The sequence below is a fragment of the Sandaracinobacter sp. T42 genome (assembly GCF_059115405.1).
On the sequence record NZ_CM181101.1, the window covers coordinates 939,903 to 955,285 of the forward strand.

Genomic DNA, 15,383 nt, shown 5'->3' on the forward strand with positions numbered 1-15,383 from the left:
GACTAGCGGCTCGCCTTCGCCTTCAGCTCGGGTGAATCGGCGCCAACGTCGATGCAATGCACGCCGTTCACGGCGGGCCGCAGCCGCCAGTCGCGCACGGCCAGCGCCTTCGCCGCGTCCCGCCGCCCGGCGGCGCGGTGCGCCTCCATCGTCGGGCGGCTGAACTCGTATCCGCGCGCCTTCCCGCTATAGGCCTTGTCGCGATAGATGATCTGCGCGATCTCGATATGCTGCTCGCAGGCGAACCGGCGCAGCACCTCCAACTCGTCGGGCGTCAGCAGGCTCAGGTCGGGCGAACAGCTGTCCAGGATGCGGCGGACAACAAGCCGCGCCGGGCTCAGCGCCATTTCATGGTTCGTCCCCAGCCGCGTCCGGCTGGCATAGCGGATGTCCTGCGCGCGGGTTTCAGCCGCCAGCAGCGTTTCGGGGAACGTCCCTTCGGCGGGGAACAGGTCCACCTGGAAGATGTTCTTGTCGAACTCCGTGCCTTCATCCAGCACATGCTGAAGCGGCGCGTTGGATGCGATGCCGCCATCCCAGAACCAGTCGTCCCCGATCCGCACCGGCGGGAATCCGGGCGGCAGCGCGCCGGACGACATCACATGATCGGCCGTGATCCGGCAGTGATCAGGGCCGCCCTTCGAATCGAAGAAGTGCATCCGCCCGGTCGTCACCGAAACCGATCCGACGGAAAGCCGCACCGGCCCGTCGTTCAGATAATCCCAGTCGATCAGCGCATCCAGGGTCTGGCGCAGCGGCTCCGTGTCGTAAAAGCTGATGGCGCCCACGCTGCCGTGCGGCTGGAATTTCGTCGGCGGAAAGCGCGGGCTGAAAAAGCCCGGCACCCCCGTGGCCGCGATCCACAGCGCCGCCCCTTCAGACCACATGTCCCGCGCCGTCCCGTCGGGAATGTCGATAATCGGCACCAGCGCCGAAGAGATGGTTTCCCAGAACCGCACCAGCGCCGGAATCCGGTCGCCCGGCCGGTTGCCCGCGATCAGCGCGGCATTGATCGCGCCGATGGAAATGCCGCAAACCCAGTCCGGCGCCACGTCCATGCGCGCCAGTTCCTCGCACACGCCCAGATGATAGGCGCCAAGCGCCCCGCCGCCCTGCAGCACCAGCACATTCATGTGCGGCGGCCGCGCATCCGCCGGCGTATCCCGGCACGGGATCAGCGGCTGCCCTCTGCCTTGTCTGCCGCCCATCAAATCGTCCCCATTTCAGCCCAGTGCGGCCAGCTGTTCCATCGCAGGCCGCAGGGCCCGCACATCATAGCCCGCGGCCAGCGCCTTATCGATGATCGTCTCGATGTCGCCCCCGCGGCTTGCCGACGCAAGCGCCCACAGGTTGGTGGAACGCGTGCCCGAACGGCAGTAGGCCAGGATCGGCCGGGGGGAGACCATCAGCGCCGACAGCGCCGCCACCTGCTCCACCGTGAACCCGCTCTGGTCGATCGGGATCGCGCAATAACCCAGCCCCGCCGCCAGCGCCGCCGCCTCGATCTCGTCGCCCGCCGGCTGGTCCGCCGCCTCGCCGTCGGGCCGGTTGTTCACGATGAAGCCGAACCCCGCCGCCTTGATCTCGGCGACATCGGCCGGCGTGATCTGCGGCGCGGCGGCAAAGCTGTCGGTCAACCGGCGAATCTCGGCCATCAGTTCTTCCTCTTCAGGTCCGGCGCCAGCGCCTCGGCCCGCAGGCCTTCCAGCATCTCGCCGAAGGCCGCCACCTGCTGCCGTTCCTCGCCCAGCCGGCGAACGGCAACCGTGCCCTCCTCCGCCTCGCGCCGGCCCACCACCAGCATCACCGGCACCTTGGCCAGCGAATGCTCGCGCACCTTGTAGTTGATCTTCTCGTTCCGAAGATCCGCCTCGGCGCGGATTCCGGCAGACCGCAACTGCTCCACAAGACCCACGGCATAGTCGTCCGCGTCGGAAACGATCGTCGCCACCACCACCTGAACCGGCGCCAGCCACAGCGGGAAGCGCCCGGCATGATGCTCGATCAGGATGCCGATGAAACGCTCGAACGTCCCCAGGATCGCCCGGTGCAGCATCACCGGTCGGTGACGCTCGCCATCCTCGCCCACATAGCTCGCATCCAGCCGCTCGGGCAGCACCCGGTCTGACTGGATCGTCCCCACCTGCCAGGTCCGCCCGATCGCGTCCGTCAGGTGGAACTCCAGCTTCGGCGCATAAAAGGCGCCTTCGCCCGGCAACTCCTCGAACCCCGCCTTGATCCCGTCCGGCAGGTTCGATGCCATCACCGCCCGGCGCAGCTCATCCTCGGAAAGATCCCACATCGCGTCCGAACCGAACCGCTTCTCCGGCCGCAGGGCCAGCTTCACAGCATATTGGTCGAACCCCAGGTCGGCATAAACCGAATGCAGCAGATCGATGAACCCCGCCACCTCGTCCACCAGCTGGTCCTCGCGCACGAAGATGTGCGCGTCATCCTGCGTGAACTGCCGCACCCGCATGATGCCATGCAGCGCGCCGTGCGGCTCGTTCCGGTGGCAGCAGCCGAACTCCGCCATGCGAAGCGGCAGGTCGCGATAGCTCTTGATGCCCTGGCGGAAGATCAGCACATGCGCCGGGCAGTTCATCGGCTTCAGCGCCATCCACTCGGCGTCATCCGAAACGATCGGCCCCTCGTCCTCGGTGTTGGGCACTTCGTCGGGGATCACGAACATATTCTCGCGATACTTGCCCCAGTGGCCGCTCTGCTCCCACTGCTTCGCGTCCATCACCTGCGGGGTCTTCACCTCCACATAGCCCGCCGCATCCAGCCGGCGGCGCATGTAGGCCTCCAGCGTCCGCCAGATGAGATACCCCTTCGGGTGCCAGAACACGCTGCCATGCGCCTCGGATTGCAGGTGGAACAGGTCCATCTCCTGCCCCAGCTTGCGGTGGTCGCGCTTGGCCGCCTCCTCCAGCATCAGAAGATGCGCATCCAGCTGCTTCTTGTTGAGCCACCCCGTCCCGTAAATCCGGCTCAGCTGCGGATTCTTCTGGTCGCCCCGCCAATAGGCGCCGGAAACCCGCGTCAGCCTGAACGCCGCCGGGTCCAGCTTCCCCGTGCTGGGCAGGTGCGGCCCCCGGCACATGTCCATCCAGTCGTCCCCCGACCAGTAGACGCTCAGTTCCTCGCCCTCTGGCAGTTCCGCCGCCCACTCGGCCTTGAACGTCTCGCCCTGATGCTGCCACCGTGCGATCAGGTCATCCCGGCTCCACACCTCGCGCCGCAGCGCCTTGTCCGCCGAAATGATCTTCCGCATCTCCGCCTCGATCAGCGGCAGTTCGTCATCCGTGAACGGCCCGCGCCCGGCCGGCGGCGCCAGATCATAATAGAAACCGTCGTCCGTCGCCGGGCCAAAGGTGATCTGCGTGCCCGGAAACAGGGCCTGAACCGCTTCCGCCAGCACATGCGCGAAATCATGCCGCACCAGCTCAAGGGCGTCGGCCTCGTCCTTTGCCGTCACGATGGCAAGCGCCGCATCCCGCTCGATGGGCCGCTCCAGGTCGACAAGCTCGCCATCCACCCGCGCCGCCAGCGCCGCCTTCGCCAGCCCCGGCCCGATGGCCCGCGCCACATCGCCCGCAGTCGTTCCAGCCGCGACTTCGCGAACCGAGCCATCCGGAAGCGTCAGGTGAATCAGCGCGGACACGTGGCGGTCACTCCTCAGGAAATCAACGGCGCTCCCTAGCGCCGCCAGGGGGCGAACGGCAAGGGAAGAGGGCAGGGGGCAACGCCCGGCCCCCCTTTGCACAACCGCCGGGCCCGCAAGCCCCCGTTGTTCATCCCCCGTTCGGCCGGCATGATCAACCGTCCCCGGGCCGGAACATCCGTCCCGGCCAAACCGTTCAGAACTCCGCAACCGGGCCGCACGAAACAGCAAAGGAGCAGAACATGCTGAAACACACCATCGCCGCCCTCGCCCTCACGGTCCTCGCCGCCCCGGCACTGGCGGATCCGCCCCGGCACGCCCCCGCCCACGGCAAACGCGCCAAGGACGCCGCCCGCTGGGACGCCCGCTACCCCGAACGCTATTATGTGGCCGACAGCCGCTACAAACCGCGCCGGCTCAGCAGCAACGACACGATCTACCGCGGCTCCGATAACCGCTACTATTGCCGCCGCTCCGACGGCACCACCGGCCTCGTCGTCGGGGCGCTGGCCGGCGGAACACTCGGCAACGTCATCGCCCCCAACGGCTCCAAGACGGTCGGCAGCCTGATCGGCGGCAGCCTCGGCGCGATCCTGGGCAAGGAACTGGACGACGGCATCGAATGCCGGTGATCGGCTAAGAGTCGGGGCCTCCGGCGGGGAGGGCGCCGCCCTCCACCCGGCAGGGGCGTGACGCCCCTGCACCCCCAATAATCAGGACCGCCACAACAATCATCCCAGCAGCCCAAAGAGCTGGCGAGGCCAAAGTCGGGTTAACCAACCGCAATCGCCCACAAGCCAGTTATTCGTGTTGAACATTAGAATAGGGGTGCTGCGCGATTCTCTGCAATGTCTCGGCTCGTGTCGCGTGGGCGTTTTGCTGGCGAGTGTAATAAATAATTTCGAAGGACATAGAGGTTTCTCTTTTTAGCCGATTCACTGCTGCCTCCGAATGCCTATCAACCGGAATCACTAATTTCGGCTGCAACTTCAGCATGGTTTCGACAAAACCCAGTTGATACGCTCGATCAACTATTTCCTGCTTAAGCGCACTTCCATTGTCGCCCCGGGTTCGGAAGGGTACCAGATACGGATAAGCCAGCTGCCGCACGCTGCTGTTTGTTGCTGTCAGGATAGCGTTGATGTGGCGCCACTGCGCTCCCCATGAAGGCATCCCCAAACAGTATGCCTCGTTCATCCGCTCAAATGATTGAACATCATCAGACTGGCGAACTGCCTTCGCGGCTTCATAAAGTTCAGCGTCGCCCGAAGTAGGGCGGAAATCATCTTTTCCGCCGGCCGGGTTGATCGAGACGATAGCCAGCCCATTAATCTCGTAATTCTCACCTACCATGCCCGGCACCGCCACGTCAGCTTGAGCTGATATCGAGACAGGCCGCAAAAGTTCGTCTGCTGGCCCAAAAATCTCATACCGCATGACGTTCGAACGTTCATGCCAGAGCTTCGCCAATGCATTCCGATCGATCATATGTTGTCACCACCATTGGAAATCAGGGGGAAGTATACCCAATTCAATGCACCCCGCCTCCTCCCCCGCTCAGCCAGAGCTTGTCGAAGGCCGGGGGGGCGTCAACCTTGTCGCCGTACGCGAGGGTGTTGGCGTGGAGCGTCATGTGGATCCGAAGGCACCAGCGCGTCGGGGCCTTCGACAAGCTCTGGCTGAGCGGGTGGTGAAAGCGGAGGAAGATGCCTCCAGAATTCCGGGGACAGTATACTTAAATGCGACGCACTGCTCGACATCGTGCCAAGTTCGGAAAGTTTCGCGGCCTTATCTGTTTCGGAAAACCAGAAAACATTGGGGGTGCAGGGGTTTCAAACCCCTGCCGGGCGCCGGGCAGGGCCCGGCCCGTCGGAGGCATAAACCTCAGCTATCCAGGGCCCGGCGCAGCTGGTTGATGTCCCGGTCCAGCTCATGATCCGTCGCGCGCAGTTCCTCGATCCGCTTCACCGCGTGCATCACGGTGGTGTGGTCGCGGCCGCCGAAGCGCCGGCCGATTTCGGGCAGGGACCGGGGCGTCAGCATCTTGGCGAGGTACATGGCCACCTGCCGCGGCCGGGCGACTTCGCGGGCGCGGCGGGGCGAGATCAGGTCGTTGATCTTCAGGGCGTAATGGTCGGCGACGCGGCGCTGGATTTCGTCGATGGTCAGCTTGCGGGAATGGGCGCGCAGCACGTCGGCCAGCACTTCGCGGGTGAAGTCCAGGTCCAGCTTGCGGCCGACGAGGTTGCCGTAGGCGATCACCCGGTTGAGGGCGCCTTCCAGTTCGCGGACGTTGGCGACGATCTTGCGGGCCAGGAACTGCACCACGTCGTCGGGCACCTGCGCGTCGGGCATGGCGGCCAGCTTGGCGCGCAGGATGTTGTAGCGCAGCTCGAAGTCGGCCGGGTTGATGTCGGCGACAAGCCCCCAGGCGAGGCGGGAGAGGATTCGCGACTCGATGCCCTCGAGGTTCTGCGGGGACCGGTCGGCGGAGATCACCAGCCAGCGCCCGGCCGAGATGATCTCGTTCATGGTGTGGAAGAATTCTTCCTGCGTCGAATCCTTGCCGGCGATGAACTGCACATCGTCCACCATCAGCAGGTCGGCGGAGCGCAGACGCTGCTTGAAGGCGATGGTGTCCTTGGCACGCAGCGCGGCGAGGAACTCCACCATGAACTTCTCGGCCGAGAGATAGACGACCTTCGCCTTCGGGTTGGCCGCGAGCACCTGAGAGCCGATGGCGTGCATCAGGTGGGTCTTGCCGAGGCCGGTGGGGCCGTGGAGGAACAGCGGGTTGAAGCCTGCCGCCTTGCCGGAGGTGACGGCCGAGGCGAGCGCCTGCGCGGCGTTGAAGGCCAGTTCGTTGGATTTGCCCACCACGAACGAATCGAAGCTGTAGCGCGGCTCGAAGCCGGGCATGTCGGCCGGCGTGGCCGGGGCTGGCGCGGCGGCGGACTCGCTGTCGGCTTCCACGATCGAGGCGGCCGACACGTCGATCGTCACCTGCCGGATGCCGGGGATGTGCTGGGCGAAGGCGTGCCGCAGGCGGTCCGCGAAGTGATTCTTCACCCAGTCCGCCATGAAGCGGGACGGCACGGCCAGGCGGACTTCACCGTTCGACACGCCGGAAAGCTGCAGCGGCTTCAGCCAGCTGTTGAAGGTCTTTTCGCCTAGGTCGGACAGAAGGTGGGCCCGCACCAGCCCCCAGGCCCGCAGCGCCTGCGAATCCAGGCTGCCGCGATGGGCAGCGGGGTCCAGGCCGCCCGCCAGCAGGCCATGGTCCGCGTCCGTCTCCGGCGTGGCGCGCAGGACGTCCGGCGCGGCCGGAAGGGCGGGGCGGCTGGAGGAAGGCGTTGCGGGAAACATACTGTGCATGGAAGCGAAAACCTGCCGTCTTTTCTGTGCGGAGTCGGGCGCTGTCTGCGACGTCTCCGGCTGATTCGGACCCCGGATCACAAGGTGTCTGGCGGAACGGGCCGGGGACTAGTCCAGCCGGGGGCGGGATCGCGGTGCGGGCAGCCGGGCCGTTGCACAGCTTCCGGCTTCAGGCTCCGGCACGTTGCTGGCCGGTGCGTGATAGCTTCGGAATGCGAACTGACCCATGTCTTTTTGCCCTCCCGTACGCCCATGGTTCCACCAGTCCCGGAAAGCTGTCTTTCCGGGTTCCGGCCATGCGAAAGGCTCCGGCGGAACCGGTCGCCATGCGCTTGATGTCTGGTCTGCCGGCCCTGATCCGGAAGCGAATCGGGCTGTTGCCCTTACCCTCTTCCTGATGCCGTCTGGCCGGCTTGCAGGCTGACTAAATCAGCCCCGACGCCCCGGCACAAGGCCGCAAAATTGATCCGGCCGCAAATATTTCGATTGACAGCGCAACCAGCAGATTCTGCGGCACTTTTCCATAACCATTTGAAAACCAACAATTATATATTGACGCTTTTGTTGCAATTACGCGAATCAATTGTTGCCCGCCTTGGGCGTGCCGATCGTCAGGTGTTCGCCACACATGGCAAAGCGGGCGACGCATGCGCCGCCCGCTGTTGCAATTCGATCACGCAAGAAAGGCGCCCGGCTGATACCGGGGCCGGGAAGGCTCAGGCCAGGGCCGAAACCTGCTTGGTCAGACGCGAAAGCTTCCGCGACGCCGTATTCTTGTGCAGCACGCCCTTGGCGACGCCACGGGCCAGTTCGGGCTGGGCGGCCTGAAGGGCGGCGGCTGCGCCGGCCTTGTCACCAGCGGCGATCGCCGATTCGACCTTCTTCACATGGGTGCGAATCCGCGACAGACGCGCCTTGTTGACCGCTGCGCGACGCTCGTTGCGGCGGATGCGCTTTTCGGCCTGCGGAGTATTCGCCATGTCGTCCTGTCACTTTCGAAGAATCAAGGAATACCACCGGCAAGGCATATTACCCGCCGGAAAGGCGGCGCACATAGCTGCGGGGCGGGGGTGCCGTCAAGGTCGGGCTGCCCTTATCGCTGGCAGGCCGGGCAATCGAAGGTGGACCGCCCGGACTGGATCCGGCGGCGGATGACGCCCCCGCAGGCCGGACAGGCCTGCCCTTCGCGGCCATAGACGCGGAAATTGTGCTGGAAATAGCCGAGATCGCCCGAAACCTGGGCGTGATCCCTCAGCGTGGAGCCGCCGGCGGCGATCGCGCGGTCCAGCGTTTCCTTCAGCGCGGCCACCAGCGCCGACAGGCGCGGGGCTGAAACCGCGCCCGCCTTTCGCGCCGGGTTGATGCGGGCCTGGAACAGCGCCTCGCAGGCGTAGATGTTGCCGATTCCCGCCACCGTCTGCTGATCGAGGATCAGCGCCTTGATCGAAGTGGACCGGCCGGCTGCCTTCCCCGCGAGCCAGCCGGGCGAAAAGGCATCGGACAACGGTTCGGGCCCCAGCCTTGCCAGCAGCGGATGGTCGGCCGCGCCTGATGTGGGGACGAGGTGCATGGAGCCGAATCGGCGGTGGTCGTTGTAGGCCAGAGTCAGGCCGGGCAGTTCGAACAGCACATGATCGTGCAGGCCCGGTTCGCCGTTCAGCTGGTGAAACTTCCCCGACATGCCCAGGTGGAAGATCAGCGTATCCCCGCGATCGGTTTCCATGAGGCCATATTTGGCGCGGCGGTGAAGGCCGGTGACTGTGGCGCCCGACAGGCGCTGGGCAAGATCATCCGGCAGCGGCCAGCGAAGATCCGGCCGCCGGGCGATCACGCGGGTGAGGCGCCGGCCCAGCAGCAGCGGCGAAAGGCCGCGCACCACGGTTTCGACTTCGGGCAGTTCGGGCATGGGTGCCAAGTGGCACTGCCGGCCGGTTCGCGCTAGGGGGTGGGTATGGCTGAGAGCGAACAACTGGTTTCCCTGGGTTTCAGGGATGTGGCGCCCGAGGAAAAGACGCGGGCGGTGGGCGACATCTTCCGCCGGGTCGCGTCCCGGTACGACCTGATGAACGACCTGATGTCGGGTGGGCTGCACCGGCTGTGGAAGGACGAGTTCGTGCGGCTGCTGAAGCCGCAGCCGCACGAGACCATCCTGGACCTGGCCGGCGGCACGGGGGACATCGCCTTCCGGATCGCGAAGCGCGGGGCGAAGGTGACGGTGGCCGACATCAACCCCGGCATGCTGGCGGTGGGCCGGGAGCGGGCGGAGAAGCGCGGGCTGGAGCTGGATTTCGTGGAAGCCAATGCGGAGGAAATGCCCTTCGCGGACGCCGGCTTCGACGCGGTGACGATCGCGTTCGGAATCCGCAACGTGACCGACATTCCGAAAGCCCTGCGCGACATCCGGCGGGTGCTGAAATGGGGCGGGCGTTTTTACTGCCTGGAGTTTTCCAGCAGCGAATGGCCCGGATTCGCGAAGATCTATGATCAGTATACGCTGAAGCTGGTGCCGAAGGTGGGGGCGGTGGTGGCTGATGACGAGGAGGCCTATCGGTACCTTGCGGAATCGATCAAGCGCTTCCCGCCGATGCCGGCCTTCGCGAAGATGATCGAGGAAGCCGGGTTCCGGCAGGTGAAGGCGCGGCCGATCCTGGGTGGGGCGGTGGCCATCCACAGCGGCTGGAAGATCTGACCGGCGGATGCCCGGTTTCGCCCATGGCTGGCGCCTGCTGGGCGATGCCCGGCGGCTGGCGGGGCATGGGGCGCTGCGGCCGTTCGAGACGCATCCCGACGTGCCCGGCCCGGCGCGGCTGGGGGCGAAGCTGCTGCGGCTGGGCACCAGCGCGCCGGCGGTGCCGGATTATGCCGGCGGGCTGAAAAGCTGCGGCCCGGCAGCGGTTAAGCTGGGGCAGGCGCTGGCGACGCGGCCGGACCTTGTGGGGCCGGCGGCGGCGGCCGACCTGAAGCGGTTGCAGGATGATCTGCCGCCGGCGCCCTGGGCGCAGGTGGAGGCGGAGCTGAACGCGGCGCTGCCGGGCGGCTGGCGGGCGCATCTGGCGCAGGTTTCCGAGGTGCCCGCGGGGGCGGCCTCCATCGCGCAGGTGCATCGGGCGGTGATGCCGGACGGGCGGCCGATCGCGCTGAAGCTGTTGCGGCCGGGGGTGGAGCAGGATTTCGGCCGGGCGCTGGCGAGCTATGCCTGGGCCGCGGCGCAGGTGGAGCGGCTGGGGGGCGAGTTCGCCCGGCTTAAGCCGCGCGTGGTGATCGAGACCTTCCGGCAGTGGACGAACGCCGAACTGGACCTCAGGCGGGAGGCGGGGAACGCGAGCGAGCTGGCCGAGGCGGTGCGGGGCGAGCCGGGCATCCGCGTGCCGCGCGTGATCTGGGAGCTGACGACGCGGCGGACGCTGGCGCTGGAATGGGTGGACGGCGTGAAGCTGACCGATCTTGCCGCGGTGGAAGCCAGCGGGGCGGATCGTTCGCGGCTGGCCGCGACGCTGGTGCGCGGGTTCCTGAAGCAGGCGATCGGCGGCGGGTTCTTCCATGCGGACCTGCACCAGGGGAACATCCTGCTGACGCCCGGCGGGGAGCTGGTGCTGATCGATTTCGGGATCATGGGGCGGCTGGACCGGCGGGCGCGGGTTTACCTGGCGGAGATCCTGTATGGCCTGATCACCGGCAATTATGCCCGCGTGGCGGAGATTCATTTCGAGGCGGGCTATGTGCCGCCCCACCATGACGCGGGGGCGTTTGCTACGGCGCTGCGGGCAGTGGGCGAGCCGATCCGGGGGCGGAGCACGCGGGACATTTCGGTGGCGAACCTGCTGGACGGGCTGTTTTCCATCACGCGGCAGTTCGACATGCCGGTGCAGCCGCACCTGCTGCTGCTGCAGAAGACGATGGTGATGGTGGAGGGCGTGGCGCTGAGCCTGGACCCGGACGTGAACATGTGGGACGTGGCGGCCCCCTATGTGAAGGGCTGGATCCGCGACGAACTGGGGCCGGAAGCGAAGGCGGCGGACGCGCTGATCGCCAATGTGCGGCTGTTGCGAAAGCTGCCGGGGCTGGCGCAGCGTTTCGTGCGGGCCCTGCCGCCGGAAAGCGCCGCCCCGCCGCTGCCGCCGCTGCCGCCGTTGCCGGAACCTCGCCCCTCTCGCTGGCCGTGGGTGCTGCTGGGCGCGGCGCTGGGGGCGGCGGGCGTGCTGCTGGCGGGGCTGTTCTGACCGTTATGGTTTGTGGAACATTTGAAATTGTTCCACGTGGAACAATTACCTACACTTTGTTTTCAATGGGTTGATGGCATTTCGTGTAGGGTTTGTTGGAAATGTTCCACGGGCCGGAGGTGGCGTGACATGGTGCCTTCGGGGTTGATCATGACGAAGCGGGGTTTCTGCCCTGCCATTGCGAACTGGGGCGGGGCTTGAATTGAGGAAACTGTCCTTGGAATTCCCCGCTGTCCCCGGAATTCTTTAGTCAGTTTACAGTATGGCTATCCGTATCGATACGCAGCACAGTGGTGTCGAACATCGATCTAGTGGCGTGCGGGGGCAACAGAATGATAGAAAGCGTCAAGCTCACCCGATTCAAGCGGTTCGCAAACTCGTCTTTTGAATTACAACCGACCAGTATCTCATTCCTCGCAGGCGGTAACAACTCAGGTAAGTCTACCCTGCTACAGGCAATAGCCGTTTGGGAGTTTTGCCGCTTAGTGTTGGAAAACGAACGCGGCCGTGGGAGCCTGAGTGCCGGGTACGCCGGGCAAGGTCTTGGCCTATCGGACGACGAGTTCTCACCGATAGCTGTTGCTAGTCTTAAGCACCTGTGGACCAACCTCAAGAGCCAAATCCCCGGTCACGACGGCTACTCGCTCTCAATTGAGTGCGGCTGGAAGACCGCAGGCTTGGCCAAGCATCTCCGCCTATCCTTAGCGCTCACCAACGACCGGTTATTCGTCAAGGCGTCGGATTCGAATTTGTCGAATGATGATACCCTTCCGGCGGTCGCCTATCTGCCGCCGTTCGCGGGAATTGCGCAACGCGAGAACAAGATGACTGGTGCCGAGCGGCGCGGATTGATTGGACGAGGACTCGCTGGAGGCGTCATCCGCAACCTACTCCTCGATATGCACGAGACCAACCTAGCGGCACGCGCCCGGCTCAAGGAAGGTCGTGCGAAGATTAAGTCGTCCGACCTCAAGCGGCTCCGCGAGGAGGATCCGTGGGAGATTCTCCAGGCTACAATGGGCCGTATTTTCGGAATGCAGCTCGTCGTCGAGCCGTTCAATGAGCTGTTTCACAGTTACATCAGAGTCAACTGCGTGAAGGGCTCACTCAACGGGACTACATTCACGCGCCATCCCAACTTTAACGCACGCGACCTTATGGCCGAGGGCAGCGGTTTTCTACAGTGGCTTAGCGTCTACGCGCTCGCGCTCAGCCCGAGCACTTGCACACTGCTCCTCGACGAGCCGGACTCGCACCTGCACCCATCGATGCAGGCTCAGCTCATCGAGGCGCTTGAAGAGATCATCGATTCCTCAGGGAAGCAGGTACTGCTCGCAACCCATAGCACCGAGATCTTGCGCGCCGCTGAGCACACGCAGATCATGGAGTTTAGGGGCGCATCGGCCAAGTACCTCCATCGGGATGAGCAGAAGGTAAGCCTGTTCGTCGGGTTGGGCAGCGAATACGCGCCGAAGCTAGACCCCCTTCGCAAGTCGAAGCGGATGCTGATCGTGGAGGCTGAGAGCGACGCGAGACTCTTACAGGCCTGGGCGAAGCAGCTCGGCGTTCAATGGCCGAAGAAGATAGTTATCTGGCCGTGGACCGGCGGCGCGACCGAACGCAAGCACCTCTTCCTCCAATTGAAAGCGGAGATACCGGATTTGGTCGCGGTGAGTCTGCGCGACCGCGATGACATGGCGATCGGCCAGATAGACAAGGCCACGCTTTCCGACCGATCGCAAAACAATGTTGAACCGAACTTGCACCTCAAGATTTGGCGTCGTCGCCATATTGAGAACTACCTGCTGTGGCCCCCCGCAATTGCGCGGGCGAGCGACCGGCCCGAGGCCGATGTCGTGCAACTAATGGCCGGGCACGCCCTTGCCGTGCCTGCCGACTTCGCTTCGCGGGATGTCGTTGACGCGATGGTCGATGCTCGCGGCAAAGAGATCACCCACGAACACCCCAATTCCGTGAAAGCCCAACTCGGTGTCAGGCCGATCGACATTGCCAATGCCATGCTAGCCGCAGAGGTGCCTGAGGATGTGCGCTATCTTGTCGAACTCATCCGCGGACTTTGCGAACCCTAGGATACAGGACACATTGAGCGAGGAATATGATGACCGCCGCGGCGATGATGCAGATAGCCGCGAATATGGCTTACGGCGCTGGGCCCCGGATCAGGTCCGGGGCGAAGGGGGGGTGGGGTGCGGTGATGGCCGGTGCGCGACGGCAGGGTTGGCGGGGGCTCTGCGCCCCCACCCCTGCCCCTCCCCTGAAGGGGAGGGGTGGTTGGGTGGCGGGTTATTTGTAGAGGGCGTCCAGCCTTGTGCCGTAGGTTTTTTTCAGGACGTGGCGGCGGATTTTCAGGCTGGGCGTCATCTGTTCGTTTTCGACCGTGAAGGGTTCGTCCGCGAGGATGATGCGGCGGACCTTTTCGATGACGGAGAGCTGGGCGTTGACCCGGTCCACCGCGGCCTGGACGGCGCGGTGGAATTGGGGGTTTTCCCGCAGTGTCTTCACCTCTGCGCCGTGTTTCGCGGCCCATTCCATCATGAACTCGGCGTCTGGCACGGCGACGCCGACGAGGTAGGGGCGGCGATCGCCATAGACCATGGCCTGGGCGATTTCGGGCTGGAGGGTGAGGAGGCCTTCGACGCGCTGGGGGGCGATGTTGTCGCCCTTGTCGTTGACGAGGATGTCCTTCTTGCGATCGGTGATGACGATGTGGCCGTCCTCGTCGAGGAGGCCGATGTCGCCTGTCATCAACCAGCCATCCGGGGTGAGGACCTTGGCCGTATCCGCCGGGTTGTTCCAGTAGCCCTTCATCACCAGTTCGCCGGCGACGAGGATTTCGCCGTCTTCGGCGATCTTCACATCGGTATCGCGGAGCGCCGGGCCGACGGAGTGCATCTTGATGCGCGCGGCGGGGCGGTTGCAGCTGATGATGGGACCGGCTTCCGTCTGGCCGTAGCCCTGGAGGAGGGTGAGGCCGATGGCATCGAAGAAGAAGCCGACATCGGGGCTGAGGGGCGCGCCGCCGGCGACGAGGGCCTTCAGGCGGCCGCCGAAGCGGGCGCGGACCTTTTTCCGGAGGGTGCGTTCGATGAGGAAGTTCATCGGCTTGTCGAACAGGGGGACGGCGCCGGTTTCGTAGCGCTTGCGGCCGATGCGTTCGGCGGCGGCGAGGAGGCGGGGGGCGAGGCCGCCTTCCTTCTCGATCGTCTTGAGCATGCGGGCGCGCAGCACCTCGAACAGGCGGGGGACGACGACCATGATCGAGGGGGAGACTTCCTCGATGTTGGCGGCGAGCTTTTCGAGGCCTTCGGCATAGTAGATTTCGCCGCCGAGGCCGATGGGGAAGAACTGGCCCGCGGTATGTTCGTAGGCGTGGGAGAGGGGGAGGAAGGAGAGGAAGGTTTCGCGCCGGGGTTCGGGCGGGAAATCGGCCTGGACGATATCGATGCAGCCGGCGACGTTGTGGAGGATGGCGCCGTGGTGCTGCATGACGCCGCGCGGGGTGCCGCCGGTGCCGGACGTGTAGATGAGGCAGGCGGTGTCCGAGCGTTTCATGGTGGCGGCGGCGCTGATCGCGGCGACGTTTCCGGGCTGGGCGGCCATGAGGCTGTCCATGTCGTGCAGGTCGATGCGATCGGATGTCTGCCCCAGTTTCAGCGGTTCCATGCCGATGATGAACCGGCAGGCGTCGGACTGGTAGGCGGCTTCCATCAGCGGGCGGGCGAGTTTGGTGCTGGAGACGATGGCGCCGGCCGCGCCGGAGTTTTCGAGGATGTGGAGGTGATCGCGCGGGGTGTTGGTGGTGTAGGTGGGCACGGTGATGCCGCCGGCGGCCATGATCGCGAGATCGAAGAGGCAGAATTCGGGGCGGTTTTCCGAGACGAGGACGACGCGCTCGCCGGGGGCGAGGCCGAGGGCGGTGAGCGCTTCTGCCAGTTTGGCGACGCGGACGGCGGCTTCGGCCCAGCTGAGGCTGACCCAGCGGCCGTCCTTCTTCTGCCAGAGGAAGGCGGCGTCGCCCAGGCGGGCAGCCTGGCCGAAGAACATCTGGACGAGGTTCTTCCACTTTTCGACGCCGGTTTCGAGGACAGCGCGTTCGGCTT

Annotated in this window: 12 protein-coding genes; 4 read left to right on the plus strand and 8 right to left on the minus strand. The window is 65.3% G+C overall.

Annotated elements, in window-relative coordinates; all coding sequences use genetic code 11:
* Positions 1-2 precede the first annotated feature (2 nt).
* The 3 genes from ACW9TV_RS04495 to thrS are packed head-to-tail and all read right to left on the minus strand — an operon-like array spanning position 3 to position 3,667.
* Positions 3-1,208, minus strand: coding sequence for a patatin-like phospholipase family protein (locus ACW9TV_RS04495; protein WP_494304660.1), 1,206 nt, complete (start codon positions 1,206-1,208; stop codon positions 3-5).
* A gap of 15 nt (positions 1,209-1,223) precedes the next feature.
* Complete coding sequence (locus ACW9TV_RS04500) at positions 1,224-1,655, minus strand: protein tyrosine phosphatase family protein (protein ID WP_494304661.1); 432 nt, start codon at positions 1,653-1,655, stop codon at positions 1,224-1,226.
* Entirely contained in the window at positions 1,655-3,667 is a 2,013-nt protein-coding gene (gene thrS, locus ACW9TV_RS04505; protein WP_494304662.1) for a threonine--tRNA ligase, read from the minus strand. The genes ACW9TV_RS04500 and thrS overlap by 1 nt, the downstream gene beginning before the upstream one ends.
* A 242-nt stretch (positions 3,668-3,909) precedes the next feature.
* On the opposite strand from thrS, the gene ACW9TV_RS04510 reads away from it, so the two are divergent.
* On the plus strand, positions 3,910-4,299 hold the full coding sequence (locus ACW9TV_RS04510) for a glycine zipper 2TM domain-containing protein (RefSeq protein WP_494304663.1): 390 nt from the start codon (positions 3,910-3,912) through the stop codon (positions 4,297-4,299).
* A 169-nt stretch (positions 4,300-4,468) separates the two neighbouring features.
* On the opposite strand, the gene ACW9TV_RS04515 is transcribed toward ACW9TV_RS04510, so the two are convergent.
* The 4 genes from ACW9TV_RS04515 to mutM all read right to left on the minus strand — a co-directional run bounded on the left by ACW9TV_RS04515 (position 4,469) and on the right by mutM (position 8,948).
* Positions 4,469-5,155 carry a hypothetical protein gene (locus ACW9TV_RS04515; RefSeq protein ID WP_494304664.1) on the minus strand — a complete coding sequence of 229 codons (687 nt, stop codon included), beginning with the start codon at positions 5,153-5,155 and terminating at the stop codon, positions 4,469-4,471.
* Positions 5,156-5,551: 396 nt separating this feature from the next.
* Positions 5,552-7,042: a chromosomal replication initiator protein DnaA gene (gene dnaA / locus ACW9TV_RS04520; RefSeq protein ID WP_494304665.1), complete on the minus strand. Its 1,491-nt coding sequence runs from the start codon at positions 7,040-7,042 to the stop codon at positions 5,552-5,554.
* A 716-nt stretch (positions 7,043-7,758) separates the two neighbouring features.
* Entirely contained in the window at positions 7,759-8,022 is a 264-nt protein-coding gene (gene rpsT, locus ACW9TV_RS04525) for a 30S ribosomal protein S20 (protein ID WP_374374829.1), read from the minus strand.
* A 113-nt stretch (positions 8,023-8,135) separates the two neighbouring features.
* On the minus strand, positions 8,136-8,948 hold the full coding sequence (mutM, locus tag ACW9TV_RS04530) for a bifunctional DNA-formamidopyrimidine glycosylase/DNA-(apurinic or apyrimidinic site) lyase (RefSeq protein WP_494304666.1): 813 nt from the start codon (positions 8,946-8,948) through the stop codon (positions 8,136-8,138).
* A 45-nt stretch (positions 8,949-8,993) separates the two neighbouring features.
* On the opposite strand from mutM, the gene ubiE reads away from it, so the two are divergent.
* The 3 genes from ubiE to ACW9TV_RS04545 all read left to right on the plus strand — a co-directional run bounded on the left by ubiE (position 8,994) and on the right by ACW9TV_RS04545 (position 13,352).
* The gene (gene ubiE, locus ACW9TV_RS04535) at positions 8,994-9,731 is read left to right on the plus strand and encodes a bifunctional demethylmenaquinone methyltransferase/2-methoxy-6-polyprenyl-1,4-benzoquinol methylase UbiE (protein ID WP_494304667.1); all 738 of its coding nucleotides are present in this window, start codon (positions 8,994-8,996) and stop codon (positions 9,729-9,731) included.
* Positions 9,732-9,738: 7 nt separating this feature from the next.
* Complete coding sequence (locus ACW9TV_RS04540) at positions 9,739-11,262, plus strand: AarF/UbiB family protein (RefSeq protein ID WP_494304668.1); 1,524 nt, start codon at positions 9,739-9,741, stop codon at positions 11,260-11,262.
* A gap of 332 nt (positions 11,263-11,594) precedes the next feature.
* A complete protein-coding gene (locus tag ACW9TV_RS04545; protein ID WP_494304669.1) occupies positions 11,595-13,352 on the plus strand; it encodes an ATP-dependent nuclease in 1,758 nt (585 codons plus the stop codon).
* A 214-nt stretch (positions 13,353-13,566) separates the two neighbouring features.
* On the opposite strand, the gene ACW9TV_RS04550 is transcribed toward ACW9TV_RS04545, so the two are convergent.
* Complete coding sequence (locus ACW9TV_RS04550) at positions 13,567-15,327, minus strand: AMP-dependent synthetase/ligase (RefSeq protein ID WP_494305030.1); 1,761 nt, start codon at positions 15,325-15,327, stop codon at positions 13,567-13,569.
* Between the last annotated feature and the right edge of the window lie 56 nt (positions 15,328-15,383).